The organism is Massilia sp. Bi118, from assembly GCF_918697865.1.
Classification (GTDB): domain Bacteria; phylum Pseudomonadota; class Gammaproteobacteria; order Burkholderiales; family Burkholderiaceae_D; genus Telluria.
In genome coordinates, this window is the sequence record NZ_CAKKMV010000003.1 from 323,111 (window position 1) to 339,104 (window position 15,994).

Here is a 15,994-nt window from a genome sequence, read left to right on the forward strand (position 1 = left end):
TGCAACGCATGTTAGACCGCCCGCGCCAGCCCCACAATCCGCCAAAGGAACTAGCCCGCCACGCCTTCGGACACCGCCGCGCCGGCATTCCTAAACTGGATCAAGGAATTCAAATAAAGCTGCATTCCATATGCAACAAATGCAGAGCTGGACGCAGAATATGCCGTGGGCGCTGTCCGGCGCCACCGATCAATTACCCGTGAAGGATCTAGTTTATGCATGCGACACGCAAACTCTGGGGCTGGCTCGCGGTCATCTGCGTACTCTCGTTTGCCACCCTGCTGATGGTGGGAAGGGAGATCTACCTGAAGGCCCCGCCCATCCCGGCATCCATCGTCGACACCGGCGGCCATACCCTGTACACCGGCGACCAGGTTCGGCTCGGCCAGCAAGCCTGGCTGTCGGCCGGCGGCCAGCAGCTCGGCACCGTCTGGGGCCACGGCAGCTACGTGGCCCCAGACTGGTCGGCCGACTGGCTGCACCGCGAAGCCCTGGCCCTGCAGGAGGGCCTGGCGCAGCGCGACCACCATACTGCCTATGCCCAGCTCGACGCCGGCGCCCGCGCGCGCATCGACGCCCTGGTGCGCGGCGAGCTGCGCCACAACACTTATGACGCCGCCAGCGGTGCCTTGACGATCGGCGCCGAGCGCGCCCGCGCCGTGCAGGAAGTAGCGGCGCATTACGCCAGCCTGTTCGGCACCGATCCGAAGCTGGACAAGCTGCGCGAGCAGTACGCCATGAACGCAGGCTCGCTGCCGGAAGCGGACCAGCGCGCCGCGCTGACCGGCTTCTTCTTCTGGTCGGCCTGGGCCGCCGCCACCGACCGCCCGGGCGAACCCGGCCTGTCCTATACCAGCAACTGGCCGCATGAGCCGCTGGTCGGCAATACCCCCAGCGCCGGCACCGGCATCTGGTCGATCGCCAGCGTGATCCTGATGATCGGCGCGATTGCCGCCATGATCCTGTTCCATTCCGCGCACAAGGAAGAGGACGATCCGGCGCCGCCAAAAGCCGACCCGCTGTTCAGCCTGAAAGCCACGCCTTCGATGAAGGCGACCAAAAAATACTTCATGGTCGTGGTGGCCTTGATCCTGGCCCAGGTCGGCATGGGCGTCATCACCGCGCACTATTCGGTCGAAGGCCACAGCTTCTTCGGCTTCCCGCTGGCCGACGTGCTGCCCTACACCGTCAGCCGCACCGTCCACACCCAGTTCGCCGTGCTGTGGATCGCCACCGCCTGGCTGGCCACCGGCCTGTACATCGCCCCCGCCATCTCCGGCCGCGAGCCGAAGTTCCAGAAGCTGGGCACCGACGTGCTGTTCTACGCGCTGCTGTTCATCGTCGCCGGCTCCACCCTCACCGGCTGGCTCGGCACCTTGCAGCACCGCGGCGTCGATTTCAGCTTCTGGCTCGGCAACCAGGGTCTGGAATTCACCAGCATGGGCCGCATCTGGCAGTACCTGCTGTTCGCCGGCCTGCTGTTCTGGGCCTTCCTGCTGGGCCGCGGCCTGTGGCCGGCGCTGAAAAAACCGTCGGAGAGCCGCGGCCTGATCGCCATGGTGTTCCTGGCCGCGCTGTGCATCGGCGGCTTCTACGCCAGCTCCCTGGCCTGGGGCCAGCACACCCACTACGCGATGATCGAGTACTGGAGATGGTGGCTGGTGCACCTGTGGGTCGAAGGCTTCTTCGAAGTGTTCGCCACCGCCGTCATCGCCCTGCTGTTCTCGCGCCTGGGCCTGATCCGCGCCGCCACCGCCAACAGCGCCATCGTGCTCGAAACCATCGTGTTCCTGTTCGGCGGCATCCTCGGCACCCTGCACCACCTGTACTGGACCGGCACCCCGACTTCCGTGATCGCGATCGGCGGCATGTTCTCCGCCCTCGAAGTGGTGCCGCTGTCGATGATCGGCGTCGAAGCCTACCGCAACTACCAGCGCTCCAAAGCCGCGCCCTGGGTCAAGAGCTATAAATGGGCGATCCTGTGCTTCATCGCGGTCGGCTTCTGGAACATGGTCGGCGCCGGCCTGCTGGGCTTCGCCATCAACACGCCGATCGCGCTGTATTACATGCAGGGACTGAACATGACCGCCGCCCACGGCCACGCCGCGCTGTTCGGCGTCTACGGCATGCTCGGCATCGGCCTGATGCTGTTCTGCCTGCGCGGCCTGTCCGAGCGCCTGGCCTGGTCCGATGCCCTGCTCAAGCCGATGTTCTGGCTGCTGAATATCGGCCTGGCGATGATGGTCTTCATGGCCCTGGTCCCGGCCGGCATCTACCAGGCCGCCGCCAGCATCAGCAAGGGCATGTGGTACGCCCGCTCACCCGAGGTGATCCATTCGGCCTTCATGGAGAACATGGTGTGGCTGCGCGTCCCGGGCGACATCGTGTTCAGCGTCGGCGTGCTGTGCCTGGCCCTGTTCGTGCTGCGCCTGGCGCGCCGCAAGCCGGCGCTGGCCGAGGTGGCGGTCGCCAGCGGCGCCCCGACCACCAAGGCCTGACCCACGGACGCCGGCCTGCCGCGTGCGGCCGGCGTCCATTTCCGACCAAGGAGCCAGCATGCGCCTTACCGACCACACCGACTACGCCATGCGGGTGCTGATGTACCTGGGCGCCCACCACGACCGGCTGGCCACCACCGACCAGGTGGCGACCCTGCACGGGATCTCCCACAACCACCTGACCAAGGTCGTCAACCAGCTCGGCCGCGCCGGCTTCGTCCAGACCGTGCGCGGCCGGGCCGGCGGGATCCGCCTGGCGCGCCCCGCCTGCGAGATCATGGTCGGCGATGTGGTGCGCTGCACCGAGCCCGACCTGCACGTGGTGGGCTGCCTCGGCGGCGAGCCGAGCACCTGCCCGCTGGCGGGGAGCTGCTGCCTGAAGCGTGTCTTCCGGGCGGCGACCTTCAGCTTCCTCGACGTGCTCGACCGGGTGCCGCTGTCCAGCCTGGTCGAGCCGGCCGGAGCGGCGGCATGAACGCCCCGCGCGTCCTCGACCTGCGCGGCCTGCAGCCGCCGGAGCCAATGGAGCGGGCGCTCGAAGCGCTCGACCTCGTCGACGGCGGCGCCACGCTGGAACTGATCCTCGAGCGCGAACCGCATCCGCTGTACCGCATCCTCGCCCGCAACGGCTACACCGCGGCGGCGCGCTGGGAGCCGGACGGCTGCCGCGTCACCATCCGGAAGAGCGGCGCGTGAGACGGGCGCTCGATCTTGAACTGTCGCCCGGCCCCGGGCTGCCGCTGGGCTTCCTGCTGGCCGCTCCCTGGTTCGGCGTGGCCGCAGGCCTGGTTCTGGCCTGGCATGGCGCCGACGCCCTTTCGTCGCGCTGGCACGGCGCCACGCTGGCCCTCGTGCACCTGCTCACGCTCGGCTTCCTGACCATGACGATGGCCGGCTCACTGCTGCAGATGCTGCCGGTGGTGGCCGGGCTGTCCTTGCGCCGGACCGCATGGGCGCGCTGGAGCTGTCCGCTGCTGGGCGCCGGCACCCTGCTGCTGGCGCTGGCCTTCGCCACCGGCGCGGCGGCGCTGTTCGCGGCCGCCGCGGGAACGCTGGCGGCCGCGTTTGCGCTGCTGCTGGCCTGCGTCCTTCCCAGCCTGTGGCAGCGGGCGGCGGTTCTCCCCGCCGTCGCCCACATCCTGCGCGGCATGCGCACCGCCGCCGCCGCGCTGGCGGCAACCGTGTGCGCCGGCCTGGCGCTGGCGGCCTGGCTGGCCGGGGGCCCGGCGCTGCCGGCATTGAGGCTGACGGACGTCCATGCCGCGCTCGGCCTGGGCGGCTGGGTCGTCCTGCTGGTGGTGGCGGTATCCTTCCAGGTGCTGCCGATGTTCCAGGGAACCTCGCCCTATCCGGCGCGCCTGGTGCGCTGGCTGGCGCCGGGGTTCGCGCTGGCGCTGGCCGCATGGGCGGCCGCACGCTGGTTCGAGGCCGGCTGGCGCGGCTGGCTTGCAGCCGCCCTCGCCGCCGGCGCCGCACTATGGATCGCGGCCAGCTGGCGGCTGCTGGCGCGGCGGCGCCGTACGCCGGACCCTACCACCGCATACTGGCGTTTCGCCATGGTTTCGCTGGCGGCCGCCGGCTCGGCCTTCGGCTGGCCCGGCGAGGCCCCGGAGGCCGGTACGCTGTTCGCCGGCGTCGCCTTCCTGGGCGGCTTCGCGATGACGCTGGTGGACGCGATGCTGTTCAAGATCGTGCCCTTCCTGCTCTGGTACCACATGCAGGAGCGGGCGCAGCCGGGCACACGGATTCCGAAGACCGCGGAACTGGCGCCGGCGCCGCGCATCCGCCTGCAGTTCCGCTGCCATGCCGGCGCCGTGGGGCTGGCCATGCTGGCCTGCCGCTGGCCCGTGCTGGCGCGTCCGGCGGGCCTCCTGCTGGCCGCCGACTGCCTGCTGCTCGCGCTAGGTCTGGGATGGCCGCTGCTGCGCCATCGCCGGCTGCTGCGTCAGCCTTCGTAGCTGCGCAGACGGTCGGCGTCGAGGATATGGATGTCGCGGCCCTCGACGCGGATCAACTCGCGCACCGAAAGCTCGTGCAGCACGCGCGAGAAGTATTCCGGCGTGATGTTCAGGCGCGAGGCGATCGAGCGCTTGCTCACCGAGAGCGTGAGCCGCTCGCCGCTGGCGGGACCGTCCTTGAGCAGGTAGCCGACCACGCGCTGGCCGCCGGTATGCAGCGTATAGGCTTCGACGTCGGCGATCAGCCCGTGCATGCGGCGGCTGATCCCGGCCAGCATGCGCCGCGCCAGCGCCGGATGGCGGTCCAGCTGCTCGAACAGGCCGCTCTTCCCGACGTGCAGCAGCATGCTGTCCTCGAGCGCGGTCGCACTGACGATATGGGGCTTCTCCATGAACATCACCGCTTCGCCGAAGCTCTGGCCCGGTCCGAGGATCTCGACGATCTTCTCCTGGCCCTGGGCCGACACGAAACCCAGCTTGACCTGGCCGTACACCACCGAATGAAACCCGGCGCAAGGGTCGCCGCGCTCGAAGATGGGTCTTCCGCGCGGCACATGCAGCTCGGTGGCGGAGGCCGCGATGGCGCCCAGTTCCTCCTCGTGGAGGTCGGAAAACAGCGGCATCTGGCGCAGGAACCTGCGGGGGTCGACGGCGTGCACGGGCTACTCCTCTCGTTATCGTCCTGACATTGTCCTCCCGGCCGGTGCGCATTGGGATAGGCAGGAATAACTAGCCCGCTTAGGCCTTCGTGCAGACAGCCAGGCGCGGCGGCGCTTTCTACAATGAGGGCACTGTCACATGAACGATCACCAGACATGGCAAGCATTCATCCTCCCGCGGCGGCGCCGGTGCGCACGGCGGCCGCCCACACGCTGTTCGACGATGCCCAGGCGCTGGTCGCCGGGAGCATGCTGGCCTCGCTCGGCGTGGCCCTGATGGCCAAGGCTGGCCTTGTCACCGGCGGCGTCGCCGGCCTGTGCCTGCTGCTGCACCACGCCACCGGCCTGCCCTTCGGCGCGGTGTTCGCGGCACTGAGCCTGCCGTTCTACCTGTTTTCGATCAGCCGCCTGGGCTGGGCCTTCACGCTCAAGACGCTCGGCGCCGCGCTGCTGTTTTCCACCGTCGCCGACCACCTGCCGCGCATGCTGGGCCTGGAATCCATCCAGCCCTGGTACGCGGCCTGCATGGGCGGCATCCTGATCGGCACCGGCCTGCTGATGCTGTTCCGCCACCAGGCCAGCCTGGGCGGCTTCAACGTCCTCTGCCTGTGGCTGCAGGAAAAGCGCGGCTGGCGCGCCGGGCTGGTGCAGCTGGCGATCGATACGTTCATCCTGCTGACTGCGCTGCGCATCATCGCGCCGCGCCCCTGGCTGTATTCGCTGCTGGGCACCGCGGTCCTGAACCTCACCCTGGCCATCAACCACCGTCCCGGCCGCTATAACGCGCGCTGAGCCACTTCCTTGCCCCCAAATCATGCACAACACCACCACTCTTTCCTGTTTCGACGATTTCCTGGCCGCCGCGCGCGCCCAGCCGGAAGCCCAGCGCCTCCTGTTCGTGTTCGGCGTCGCCGAACTCCCGCACACCCACAGCCCGGGGCAGGAACGGCGCTTCCGCGAAGGCAGGGGCGGCGCACTGGCCCCGGTCATGTGCGTCGACAAGGAGATCGGCGAGCTGGCGGATTTCCCGGCCCTGGCCGAAGAGTCACGCGTCACCGGCCAGCCATGGGACGTCGTGTTCGCGACCGCGCTGGCCGGCCCGGAAGGACAGGCGCCGTCGGAACAACAGGTCGAGCTGGCGCTGCGCTCGATGATCGGCAGCGTGCACCGCGGCGCGGTCGAGCGCTTCCTCGCGTTCGACGCGCAGGGCCAGGCCCTGGCGTTTTCCTGAACCTTGAACCGGTTTAAGGACGGATGGAGGCGGCAGGCCTATAGTCCGGCCATCATGAACTGCCCCTCCTTCAAGCAATGAGCGACTCCGAACCACGACCACACCTCGAACTCGTCTGCCCGGCCGGCAGCCTGCCGGCCCTGAAAGCCGCCATCGACCACGGCGCCGATTGCGTCTACCTGGGCTTTCGCGACGCCACCAACGCCCGTAACTTTGCCGGGCTGAATTTCAGCGAAGCCGCCATCGCCGAAGGCATCCGCTACGCCCAGGCGCGCGGCCGCAAGATCTTCCTGGCCCTGAACACCTATCCACAGCCGGACGGCTGGGACATCTGGCGCCGCGCGGTCGACCGTGCGGCCGACAACGGCATCGACGCCGTGATCCTGGCCGACCCCGGCCTCATGGAATACGCCGCGCGCGTCCATCCGCAGTTGCGCCTGCATCTTTCCGTGCAGGGCTCGGCCACCAGCCACGAGGCGATCAACTTCTACCACCGCCACTTCGGCATCGCGCGCGCGGTGCTGCCGCGGGTGCTGTCCCTGCCCCAGGTCGAACAGGTCATCGCCAACACGCCGGTCGAGATCGAGGTGTTCGGCTTCGGCAGCCTGTGCGTCATGGTCGAGGGCCGCTGCCAGCTGTCCTCGTATGTGACCGGCGAGTCGCCGAATACCCACGGCGTCTGCTCGCCGGCGAAGGCGGTGCGCTGGCAGCAGACCCCGAAGGGACTGGAATCGCGCCTGAACGAGGTGCTGATCGACCGCTACGGCGACGGCGAGCAGGCCGGCTATCCGACCTTGTGCAAGGGCCGCTTTGACGTCGCCGGCGAGACCTATTACGCGATCGAGGAACCGACCAGCCTGAACACGCTCGAGATCCTGCCCCGCCTGGCGGCGCTCGGCGCGCGCGCGGTCAAGATCGAAGGCCGCCAGCGCAGTCCGGCCTATGTCGCTCAAGTGACACGCGTCTGGCGCGAGGCGATCGACAACTGCCTGGCCGAGCGCCAGCGCTACTCCGTCAAGCCGGCCTGGATGGCGGAGCTGAACAAGGTCGCCGAGGGCCAGCAGCACACCCTTGGCGCCTACCACCGCCCATGGAAATGAACATGAAAATCGCTTTGGGACCCCTGCAGTACTACTGGCCGCGCGAGACGGTCTTCGACTTCTACGACGGCATGGCCGGGGCGCCGCTCGACATCGTCTACCTCGGCGAGACCGTCTGCTCGCGCCGCCACGAGCTGCGCCTGGCGTACTGGCTGGCGCTGGCCGAGCGCCTGGCCGGCGCCGGCAAGCAGGTCGTGCTGTCGACCCAGGTGCTGATCGAATCCGGCGCCGACCTGAACGCGCTGCGCCGGATCGCGGACAACGGCCGCTTCCTGGTCGAGGCCAACGACATGGGCGCAGTCGGCTACATGGAAGGACGGCCGTTCGTCGCCGGACCGCACCTGAACATGTACAACAACCCGTCCCTGAAGCTTATGGCCGATGCCGGCGCGGTGCGCTGGGTCGTGCCCTTCGAGATGCCGGCCCAGGGCCTGGCGGCAATGCGCGCCGGCTTCTCCGCCGGCCTGGAAACCGAGGTGTTCGCCTACGGCCGCATGCCGCTCGCCTTTTCGGCGCGCTGCCTCACCGCCCGCCAGCAGAACCTGCCGAAGGACGACTGCCGCTTCAGCTGCATCGCCCACCCGGACGGCATGCTGATGCAGACCCAGGAAGGCCAGCCCTTCCTGGTGCTGAACGGGATCCAGACCCAGGCGGCCCAGGTCTGCAACCTGGTCGAGGAACTGGACGCCATGCGCGTCCTGGGCGTCGGGGTCGTGCGCCTGAGCCCCCAGGCGGCCCACATGGGCGAGCTTACCGCCCTGTTCCGGGCCGCGATAGCCGGCGAGATCGGCGGCCGCGAGGCGCACGAGCGCATGGCGCCGCTGATGCCCGGCGGCTCCTGCAACGGTTTCTGGCATGGCAAACCAGGCATGGAGCGGCATGCGGCATGAACAAACCTGTCCCCATCCGCCTGTTCTCCCTGCTGCCGCCGCTGCCCGGCTCCTGGTTCTTCGCCCAGGGCCTGAACGCCGCGCTGGCGAGGCACCTCGAGCCTGACACCCGCGATGCGCTGGCCGGCCGGCGCCTGCGCCTGACGGTGACAGACCTCGGCCTGTCCTTCGACTTCCGCTGGCGTGGCGCGCGCTTCGAGGCGCTCGCGCCCGGTGGCGCAGCCGACCTGGTCATCAGCGCCACTCTGCGTGACCTGGCCCTGCTGGCCGCGCGCAAGGAAGACCCGGACACGCTGTTCTTCAGCCGGCGCCTGGTCATGGAAGGCGACACCGAGCTGGGCCTCCTGATCAAGAACACCCTCGACGCGATCGACGGCACGCCCTTCGATCCGGCGCGGCTGCATCCCCGCCGCCTGCTCGCGCACCTGCGCCGGCGCGCCCGCGGCCCGCGGCGCGCCCAAACCTGAACCTGAACCGGAGAACCATCATGGGCAAAGACCGCACCGTTTTCCCCCTCGTATATTCCTGCTCCGGCTGTTCCAGCGCGGCGCAACTGGCAAACCATATTGCCCTCGACCTGGACCGCCGCGAAGTCGCCGAGATGTCCTGCATCGCCGGCGTCGGCGGCGACGTGCCCTCGCTGGTCAAGCTGGCCAAGTCCGGCCGCCCGGTGCTGGCGATCGACGGCTGCCCGCTCGAATGCACGCGCAACTGCCTGGCCCGGCATGGCGTGACGCCGACGCTGCACTGGCAGCTGGCGGAACACGGCGTCAGGAAACGCTACCACGCCCAGTACGACCCGGAGCAGGCGGCAGCGCTGGCGCAACAGCTTGCGGACGAGGTGACCGCGCATCCGATGCCGGGCAGTTGCGCTTTGCTTCAACCAGTTCAAGGCGCGTCACGCGCAGCCGGCGGATAGTGCACGACAAGCGAGACCAGCCACCCGATCCGCACGGATCGCCCTAACCCGGACAACCATGAACGCGAACGATAAACTATTCAGCACCCACCTCCCGACGCAGGACGTGTCGGTCGACGTCCTGCGCGAAAAATACGCCCGGGGCGACGAGACCACCGTCGCCGAGGTGCGCGCCCGCGTCGCGCGCGCCCTTGCCGCCCACGAGGCCGAACCCTTGCGCCTCGAAATGGAACAGCGCTTCCTGTGGGCCCAGGACCACGGCTTCGTGCCGGCGGGCCGCATCAACTCCGCCGCCGGCCTGGGCATGAAAGCGACCCTGATGAACTGCTTCGTGCAGCCGGTCGGCGACGCCATCAGCGGCGAGCACGACGGCCTGCCCGGCATCTACGCCGCGGTGGCGGAAGCCGCCGAGACGATGCGCCGCGGCGGCGGTGTCGGCTACGACTTCAGCGCCATCCGTCCCGCCGGCAGCCTGGTCAAGGGGACGCTGTCGCGCGCTTCCGGCCCGGTGTCCTACATGGAGGTGTTCGACGCCTCCTGCCGGACCGTCGAATCGGCCGGCGCCCGGCGCGGCGCCCAGATGGGCGTGCTGCGCATCGACCATCCGGACATCGAGCGCTTCATCGCCGCCAAGGACGGCGGCGCTTTCAGCAACTTCAACCTGTCGGTCGGCGTGAGCGACGCGTTCATGAACGCGGTGCTCGAAGACGCCGAGGTCGAGCTCGCGCATCCGGCCGAACCCTCGCCCGAAGACCGGGCCGCCGGCGGCTACCTGCGCGAGGATGGCTGGTGGGTCTACCGCCGGGTGCCTGCGCGCACCCTGTGGGACAAGGTGATGCGTTCGACTTACGATCACGCCGAGCCGGGCGTGCTGTTCATCGACCGCATCAACGCCGAGAACAACCTGTACTACGCCGAGCGCCTGGCCGCGACCAATCCCTGCGGAGAACAGCCGCTGCCGCCCTACGGCTGCTGCGACCTCGGCTCGCTCAACCTCACGCGCTTCGTGCTCGATCCCTTCACGCCGGAAGCGCGCTTCGACTTCGCCACCTTCCGCGAAGTCGCCGCCATCGGCGTGCGCATGCTCGACCTCGCGCTCGACGCCACCGAGTGGCCGCTGCCCCAGCAGGCTGCCGAAGGCCGCGGCAAGCGCCGCATCGGGCTCGGCTTCCTGGGCCTGGGCAGCGCACTGGTGATGCTCGGCCTGCGCTACGACGCCGAGGCCGGCCGCGCGCTGGCCGCGCAGGTCGCGCGCGAGCTGCGCGACACGGCCTATGCCGCCTCGGTCGCACTGGCCAGGGAAAAAGGCGCATTCCCGCTGTTCGATGCCGGCGCCTACCTGGCCGGCCAGTTCGTGCAGCGCCTGCCGGACGAACTGCGCGAGGCGATCGCCCGCCACGGCATCCGCAACTCGCACCTGCTGTCGATCGCCCCGACCGGCACGATCTCGCTGGCGTTCGCCGACAACGCCTCGAACGGCATCGAGCCGGCCTTTTCCTGGACCTACCTGCGCAAGAAGCGCATGCCGGACGACAGCACCCGCGTGTACGAGGTCGCCGACCACGCCTGGCGCCTGTACCGTCACCTCGGACACGACGTTTCCGACCCCGCAGCGCTGCCGCCGCAGTTCGTCACCGCTTTGCAGATGGCGGCGCAGGACCACCTGCGCATGATGGAAGCGGTCCAGCCCTACGTCGACACCGCGATCTCGAAGACCGTCAACGTTCCCGCAGATTACCCCTATGAGGATTTCCAGGACCTCTACACCGACGCCTGGCGCGCCGGTCTCAAGGGCCTTGCGACCTATCGCCCGAACGCCGTCACCGGCAGCGTGCTGAGCCTGTCGCCGGAGCAGCGGCCGGCGCCGGATCCCGCCCCGCTGCGCCCGACCGACATCGACCCGCTGCGCAAGCGCTTCGACAGCCGTCCACTGGGAGAACTCGAATCCGTGACCTCCAAGGTCGAATACGGCACCCAGGAAGGCAAGAAGGCGCTCTACCTGACGGTCAGCTTCATCCGCGTGCAGGGCGTGCTGGACGGGCGCGAGGTCGAAATCGAGCGTCCCTTCGAATTCTTCATGCCGGCCAACCAGCGCAACGAAGGCCACCAGTGGATCACCTCGACCATGCGCCTGCTGTCGCTGGCTGCGCGCGCCGGAAGTTCGATCGCGAAGGCGCTGGCCGACATGCGCGAAGTCGTCTGGGAAAAGGGCCCGGTGCGCTGCGGCCACCTGACCCGCGAGGACGGCGTGCAGGTGCCGGTGTACCACGATTCGGAAGTCGCGGCAATCGCCTTCATGCTGCAGCGGATGCTGATCAAGCGCGGCTTCCTCGACCCTTACGGCAACCAGGTGCCGGTCGAGCAGCTCGACCGCGAACTGGCAGACCGCGCGGGGAACCAGCCGCGGCCCGCCCAGGCCCACGCGGCGCCCGCCGCGGCCCCACGCCCGCTCGAGCGCAACTGCCCGGAATGCGGCGCGCGCGCCCTTGCCAAGGTCGACGGCTGCACCCGCTGTGCCGAATGCCATTACATCGGGGCCTGCGGCTGAGCGCCCCGCCACTTCAACGAAAGGAAACATCATGCAACAACGCTTTCAACTGTCGACACCCCTCGCCTTTGCTGATGTCGAGCGCATCACCAACTCGCTGTGCGTCCTGCCGGGCGTGCAAGGCATCGACATGTCGCCGGGCAGCCGCCAGATCCAGGTGGCCTTCGACGAAACCCTGACTTCGCCGGAGGCCATCGTGGCGGCCGCGGCGCAGGCCGGCTATGGCGACATGCGGGGCGCGCCCACTGTCGGCTGCTGCGGAGGCTGCTGTGGGAGCTGAGCGGCTGCACGGCGCGGGTCTGCGCCAGCGCCGTCGCGCGCGCAAGGGAGTCCAACTGGCGATCCCGATGGCGGTCACGCTGTCGCTGTTCTTCGCCGGCGATCTGGGCCTGATTCCGTCCTCCGGGCCGCTGGCCTGGCTGGCGGCCTGCGGCGCCGCACTGCTCATGGGCACGGCCGTGGTCGGCATCGAGACGTCCCGGCTGCGCAAATAGACCGAAATGACTAGGCCGGCTCCTACCTCATGCCGACTCTCACGCGGCAGGCGCTCCCGTAGAATCTAGGCCATTCACACCCCATTGGAGCACGCATGTTGCGCGACCGTTTTGGCCGATCGATCGAATACCTGCGACTGTCCGTGACCGACCGTTGCGACCTGCGTTGCAGTTATTGCATCCCGACCGGCTTCAAGGGTTTCGAGGAACCCGAGCACTGGCTGCGCTTCGACGAGATCGAGCGCCTGGTCCGGGCCTTCGCCCGGCTCGGCACGCGCCGGCTGCGCCTGACCGGCGGCGAGCCCCTGCTGCGCCGCCACGTGACCCAGCTCGCCGGACGCCTGGCGGCCATCGAGGGGATCGCCGACCTCTCGATGTCGACCAATGCCACGCAGCTGGGCCGCCACGCCGCGGCCCTGCGCGCGGCCGGCGTGGGCCGCATCAACGTCAGCCTCGACAGCCTGGACCGCGCTTGCATGCACAGCATTACCGGCCGCGACAGCTACCTGCAGATCATGGACGGCATCATGGCCGGCAAGCACGCCGGTTTCGACCCGATCAAGATCAACATGGTCGCCATGCGCGGCGTCAACGACGGCGAGATCGAGCGCATGGCGCAGTTCTGCATCGACAACGCCTTCGTGCTGCGCCTGATCGAAGTGATGCCGATGGGCGAAACTGGACGCAATACCGCCTACCTCGACCTGCGCGAGGTCCAGGCCCGCCTGACGGAAAGGTTCGACCTGGTGCCCCAGGCCGCGGAACTCGGGGGCGGTCCGGCGCGCTACCTGGCCACGCGCGACGGCAAGAGCAGCATCGGCTTCATCACCCCCATGTCGCAGCATTTCTGCGCCACCTGCAACCGCGTGCGCCTGTCGGTGGACGGCACCCTCTACCTGTGCCTGGGCCAGGAAGAAAAATTCGAGTTCCGGCCGCTGCTGCGCGGCGGCGCCAGCGACGCCGAGCTGGACGCGGCGATCCGGCAGGCGATCGAACTCAAGCCGCAAAAGCACGATTTCACGGCGCGGCCGGAAAAGATCGTCCGTTTCATGGCCCAGACCGGAGGCTGAGATGGAGGACATCGAACGCTTCATCCGCGGCTTCGGCCGCTTCCAGCAGCAGTACCTGCGCGAACCGGCGGCACTCGACAGCCTGCGCAGCGGCCAGCATCCAACCACGCTGCTGATCGGCTGCTGCGACGCGCGCGTCGATCCGGCCCTGCTGATGGGCTGCGACCCGGGCGACATCTTCGTGGTCCGCAACATCGCCAACCTGGTCCCGCCTTTCTCGGCGGATGCTTCGCCCGGCGTCACCTCGGCCATCGAGTTCGCGGTCTGCGGCCTCGACGTGGCGCGCATCGTGGTGCTCGGCCACGCGCGCTGCGGCGGCATCCGCGCCCTGATGCAGGGTGGCCGCGTCACCGAGGAGACCGATTTCGTCGCGCGCTGGATGAAACTGGCCGAGCCGGTCCGCGCCGAGGTGCTGCGTGCGCTCCCGCACAAGCACGAGGCGGGCCGCTGCCGCGCCGCCGAACTCGCCAGCATCCTGCACTCACTGGATAACTTGATGGGTTACCCATGGATCCGCCGCCGCGTGGAGGCCGGCAAGCTCGCCCTGCATGGCTGGTATTTCGACATCGACACCGGCTCCCTGCTCGCCTATTCGCCGCGCAAGCAGGAATTCCTGAACCTGGTGCAGCCGCTGGAAGCCGCCGCATGAGCGACACGGCTGCCGGCGCCACGCCCGCCTACCCGCCGATTCCCGGCCACCTGCGTCTGTCGACCCGGATCGCCGGCGCACTGGTCGGCTTCCTGCTGCTGGCGCTGGCGGCGATCGGCGCCACCCTGTGGCTGTCCTGGCAGCTCGAAGGCGCCGGCGCCGCCATCAACGAGACCGGCAGCCTGCGCAAGCAGGAATACCGGCTCGCCATGCTGCTGGGACGGGAGGTGCATACCCCGGATGCCGGCTTCGGCGGGGCGGCTCTGGCCCAGATCGCCTCGATCGACGCCACCCTGGCGCTGGTGGCCCAGGGCGACCCGCAACGGCCGCTCGGCCTGCCCCCCACGGCCGCCGTCCGCAACAGCTTCGCCGGGGCGTCCGAGCGCTGGCGGCGCGAGATCCGCCCGCTGGCCCTGCGGGTGCTGGAGGCGCGCGGCGAGCAGCGCGTGCTCACGCTGCGGCGCTTCCTGGGCGTGATCGACGACTACGTCGACGAGATCGACGGCATCGTGCGCCTGATCGAAAGCGACAACGAAGTGCGCACTTTCTGGCTGCGTTCCTCGCAGCTGGCGCTGATGGCGCTGGGCGTGGGCGGCACCGTGGCGCTGGTCTACCTGATGTTCAGCCTGATCGTGCGGCCGGTCGAACGCCTGCACGCCGGCATGCGCAGCATGGCCGACGCCGACTTCGGCGTGCGGCTCGAAGCCGACAGCAAGGACGAGTTCGGGCAGCTCGCGACCGGTTTCAACCAGATGGCCGACCGCCTCGAGCGCGTCTACGGCAGCCTGGAGGACAAGGTCAGGGAAAAGACGGCCGCGCTGGAGAACCAGAACCGCGAACTGGCCCTGCTCTACGACAGCGCCGCCTTCCTGCAGGCGCGCCAGACGCTGGAGCCGATGTGCGAAGGCTTCCTCGAACGGATACTCCAGTACTTCGGGGCGGACGGCGGTTCGGTGCGCCTGGTTGAAGCGGGCAACGAGAAGGTCCACCTGGTGGCCCAGCAGGGCCTGCCCGAGGCAATGGCCGAGGCCGAGCGCTGCATGCCGCTCGGCGATTGCCTGTGCGGCGAGGCGGCGGTCGAACGGCAGCCCGTGGTGCACTGGCTGCGCGCGATGCCGGACGCTGCCGGCACCCCATGCGCGCGCAATGGCTTCGGCACGGTCTCGGTGTTCCAGATATTCGACCAGGACCAGCATCTTGGTGTGTTCACCCTGCACTTCCGCGCCGAACGGCGCTTCCGCGACCAGGAACAGGCGCTGCTCGACACCCTGGGCCGGCTGCTGGGCACGGCGATCGAGAACCTGCGCCTGGCGGCGCGCGAGCGCGAGATGGCCATCTCGGAAGAGCGCAACATGGTCGCCCGCGGCCTGCACGACAGCATTGCCCAAGGCTTGAATTTCCTCAACCTGCAGGTGCAGATGCTGGACGACTCGCTGCGCCACGGCCAGCAGCAGGAAGCGGCCGATATCGTCCCGGCCCTGCGCGCCGGGGTAAAGGAAAGCTACGAGGACGTGCGCGAACTGCTGCAGAATTTTCGCAGCCGCCTGGAAGAAGACGACCTCAACAGCGCGCTGCGCAAGGCGGTGCGCAAGTTCCGCGACCAGACCGGCATCGACGCGCGCTTTGCCGCCGAGGGCGCCGGCAGCCTGCCGTTTGCGCGCGAAGAACAGCTGCAGATCCTGTTCATCGTTCAGGAAGCGCTGTCCAACATCCGCAAGCATGCCCAGGCCGACCGGGTCGACGTGCATGTGGTCGACGGACAAGACTTTTCCTTATCGATCAGCGATAATGGCGTCGGCTTCGATTCCAGCGCCGGGTCCGATGAAAGCGATCGCCGGGTTGGCTTGCACATCATGCAAGAGCGGGCCGAGCACATCAACGCCGAGCTGGTTATCGAGTCCCGCCCCGGCGCTGGCACCACCATCGGCCTGCATGTCGCGCGCGAGCAGCGGCGGGCGGCCTGAGCACGATTGGAGTA

Annotated in this window: 17 protein-coding genes; 16 read left to right on the forward strand and 1 reads right to left on the reverse strand. The window is 68.9% G+C overall.

The features are described from left to right. Window positions 1-215: 215 nt before the first annotated feature. The 4 genes from LQV39_RS06100 to LQV39_RS06115 are packed head-to-tail and all read left to right on the forward strand — an operon-like array spanning window position 216 to window position 4,456. Window positions 216-2,498, forward strand: coding sequence for a nitric-oxide reductase large subunit (locus LQV39_RS06100; protein WP_230021345.1), 2,283 nt, complete (start codon window positions 216-218; stop codon window positions 2,496-2,498). Window positions 2,499-2,556: 58 nt separating this feature from the next. Then, window positions 2,557-2,973 (forward strand): Rrf2 family transcriptional regulator, encoded by a 417-nt coding sequence (locus LQV39_RS06105; protein WP_230021349.1) that lies wholly within the window; start codon window positions 2,557-2,559, stop codon window positions 2,971-2,973. After that, window positions 2,970-3,194 carry a DUF2249 domain-containing protein gene (locus LQV39_RS06110; protein ID WP_230021352.1) on the forward strand — a complete coding sequence of 75 codons (225 nt, stop codon included), beginning with the start codon at window positions 2,970-2,972 and terminating at the stop codon, window positions 3,192-3,194. Before LQV39_RS06105 ends, LQV39_RS06110 begins: the two co-directional genes overlap by 4 nt. Beyond that, a complete protein-coding gene (locus LQV39_RS06115) occupies window positions 3,191-4,456 on the forward strand; it encodes a permease (protein WP_230021355.1) in 1,266 nt (421 codons plus the stop codon). Before LQV39_RS06110 ends, LQV39_RS06115 begins: the two co-directional genes overlap by 4 nt. Here LQV39_RS06115 and LQV39_RS06120 read toward each other — a convergent pair. Beyond that, window positions 4,444-5,079 (reverse strand): Crp/Fnr family transcriptional regulator, encoded by a 636-nt coding sequence (locus LQV39_RS06120; protein WP_230022231.1) that lies wholly within the window; start codon window positions 5,077-5,079, stop codon window positions 4,444-4,446. The genes LQV39_RS06115 and LQV39_RS06120 overlap by 13 nt on opposite strands. A 192-nt stretch (window positions 5,080-5,271) precedes the next feature. On the opposite strand from LQV39_RS06120, the gene LQV39_RS06125 reads away from it, so the two are divergent. The 12 genes from LQV39_RS06125 (at window position 5,272) to LQV39_RS06180 (ending at window position 15,980) form a co-directional block, all read left to right on the forward strand. Continuing rightward, window positions 5,272-5,907 (forward strand): YitT family protein, encoded by a 636-nt coding sequence (locus tag LQV39_RS06125; protein ID WP_230021358.1) that lies wholly within the window; start codon window positions 5,272-5,274, stop codon window positions 5,905-5,907. Window positions 5,908-5,929: 22 nt separating this feature from the next. Next, the gene (locus LQV39_RS06130) at window positions 5,930-6,346 is read left to right on the forward strand and encodes a ribonucleotide reductase subunit alpha (RefSeq protein WP_230021360.1); all 417 of its coding nucleotides are present in this window, start codon (window positions 5,930-5,932) and stop codon (window positions 6,344-6,346) included. 77 nt (window positions 6,347-6,423) lie between these two features. Continuing rightward, window positions 6,424-7,446 (forward strand): peptidase U32 family protein, encoded by a 1,023-nt coding sequence (locus LQV39_RS06135; RefSeq protein WP_230021361.1) that lies wholly within the window; start codon window positions 6,424-6,426, stop codon window positions 7,444-7,446. A 2-nt stretch (window positions 7,447-7,448) separates the two neighbouring features. Further along, window positions 7,449-8,336 carry a U32 family peptidase gene (locus LQV39_RS06140; RefSeq protein WP_230021362.1) on the forward strand — a complete coding sequence of 296 codons (888 nt, stop codon included), beginning with the start codon at window positions 7,449-7,451 and terminating at the stop codon, window positions 8,334-8,336. Beyond that, window positions 8,333-8,803: an SCP2 domain-containing protein gene (locus tag LQV39_RS26345; protein ID WP_290368553.1), complete on the forward strand. Its 471-nt coding sequence runs from the start codon at window positions 8,333-8,335 to the stop codon at window positions 8,801-8,803. The genes LQV39_RS06140 and LQV39_RS26345 overlap by 4 nt, the downstream gene beginning before the upstream one ends. A gap of 20 nt (window positions 8,804-8,823) precedes the next feature. After that, entirely contained in the window at window positions 8,824-9,255 is a 432-nt protein-coding gene (locus tag LQV39_RS06150; protein WP_230021364.1) for a putative zinc-binding protein, read from the forward strand. A gap of 58 nt (window positions 9,256-9,313) precedes the next feature. Beyond that, window positions 9,314-11,803, forward strand: a complete 2,490-nt coding sequence (locus tag LQV39_RS06155) for an adenosylcobalamin-dependent ribonucleoside-diphosphate reductase (RefSeq protein WP_230021366.1) — start codon at window positions 9,314-9,316, stop codon at window positions 11,801-11,803. A gap of 31 nt (window positions 11,804-11,834) precedes the next feature. Beyond that, complete coding sequence (locus tag LQV39_RS06160; protein WP_230021369.1) at window positions 11,835-12,083, forward strand: hypothetical protein; 249 nt, start codon at window positions 11,835-11,837, stop codon at window positions 12,081-12,083. After that, window positions 12,073-12,297 carry a hypothetical protein gene (locus tag LQV39_RS06165; RefSeq protein ID WP_230021372.1) on the forward strand — a complete coding sequence of 75 codons (225 nt, stop codon included), beginning with the start codon at window positions 12,073-12,075 and terminating at the stop codon, window positions 12,295-12,297. Before LQV39_RS06160 ends, LQV39_RS06165 begins: the two co-directional genes overlap by 11 nt. 95 nt (window positions 12,298-12,392) lie before the next feature. Further along, window positions 12,393-13,367 carry a GTP 3',8-cyclase MoaA gene (gene moaA, locus LQV39_RS06170; protein WP_230021376.1) on the forward strand — a complete coding sequence of 325 codons (975 nt, stop codon included), beginning with the start codon at window positions 12,393-12,395 and terminating at the stop codon, window positions 13,365-13,367. Between the two features lies 1 nt (window position 13,368). Next, the gene (locus tag LQV39_RS06175; protein ID WP_230021383.1) at window positions 13,369-14,016 is read left to right on the forward strand and encodes a carbonic anhydrase; all 648 of its coding nucleotides are present in this window, start codon (window positions 13,369-13,371) and stop codon (window positions 14,014-14,016) included. Further along, window positions 14,013-15,980, forward strand: coding sequence for a type IV pili methyl-accepting chemotaxis transducer N-terminal domain-containing protein (locus LQV39_RS06180; RefSeq protein ID WP_230021387.1), 1,968 nt, complete (start codon window positions 14,013-14,015; stop codon window positions 15,978-15,980). Before LQV39_RS06175 ends, LQV39_RS06180 begins: the two co-directional genes overlap by 4 nt. Window positions 15,981-15,994 lie beyond the last annotated feature (14 nt).

Coding starts and splice junctions, on each gene's coding strand:
- LQV39_RS06175 (WP_230021383.1), top strand. CDS start 13,369: ATGGAGGACATCGAACGCTTCATCCGCGGCTTCGGCCGCTTCCAGCAG.
- LQV39_RS06160 (WP_230021369.1), top strand. CDS start 11,835: ATGCAACAACGCTTTCAACTGTCGACACCCCTCGCCTTTGCTGATGTC.
- LQV39_RS06110 (WP_230021352.1), top strand. CDS start 2,970: ATGAACGCCCCGCGCGTCCTCGACCTGCGCGGCCTGCAGCCGCCGGAG.
- LQV39_RS06150 (WP_230021364.1), top strand. CDS start 8,824: ATGGGCAAAGACCGCACCGTTTTCCCCCTCGTATATTCCTGCTCCGGC.
- LQV39_RS06130 (WP_230021360.1), top strand. CDS start 5,930: ATGCACAACACCACCACTCTTTCCTGTTTCGACGATTTCCTGGCCGCC.
- LQV39_RS06155 (WP_230021366.1), top strand. CDS start 9,314: ATGAACGCGAACGATAAACTATTCAGCACCCACCTCCCGACGCAGGAC.
- LQV39_RS06125 (WP_230021358.1), top strand. CDS start 5,272: ATGGCAAGCATTCATCCTCCCGCGGCGGCGCCGGTGCGCACGGCGGCC.
- LQV39_RS06100 (WP_230021345.1), top strand. CDS start 216: ATGCATGCGACACGCAAACTCTGGGGCTGGCTCGCGGTCATCTGCGTA.
- LQV39_RS06135 (WP_230021361.1), top strand. CDS start 6,424: ATGAGCGACTCCGAACCACGACCACACCTCGAACTCGTCTGCCCGGCC.
- LQV39_RS26345 (WP_290368553.1), top strand. CDS start 8,333: ATGAACAAACCTGTCCCCATCCGCCTGTTCTCCCTGCTGCCGCCGCTG.
- LQV39_RS06180 (WP_230021387.1), top strand. CDS start 14,013: ATGAGCGACACGGCTGCCGGCGCCACGCCCGCCTACCCGCCGATTCCC.
- LQV39_RS06105 (WP_230021349.1), top strand. CDS start 2,557: ATGCGCCTTACCGACCACACCGACTACGCCATGCGGGTGCTGATGTAC.
- LQV39_RS06120 (WP_230022231.1), bottom strand. CDS start 5,079: ATGCCGCTGTTTTCCGACCTCCACGAGGAGGAACTGGGCGCCATCGCG.
- LQV39_RS06140 (WP_230021362.1), top strand. CDS start 7,449: ATGAAAATCGCTTTGGGACCCCTGCAGTACTACTGGCCGCGCGAGACG.
- moaA (WP_230021376.1), top strand. CDS start 12,393: ATGTTGCGCGACCGTTTTGGCCGATCGATCGAATACCTGCGACTGTCC.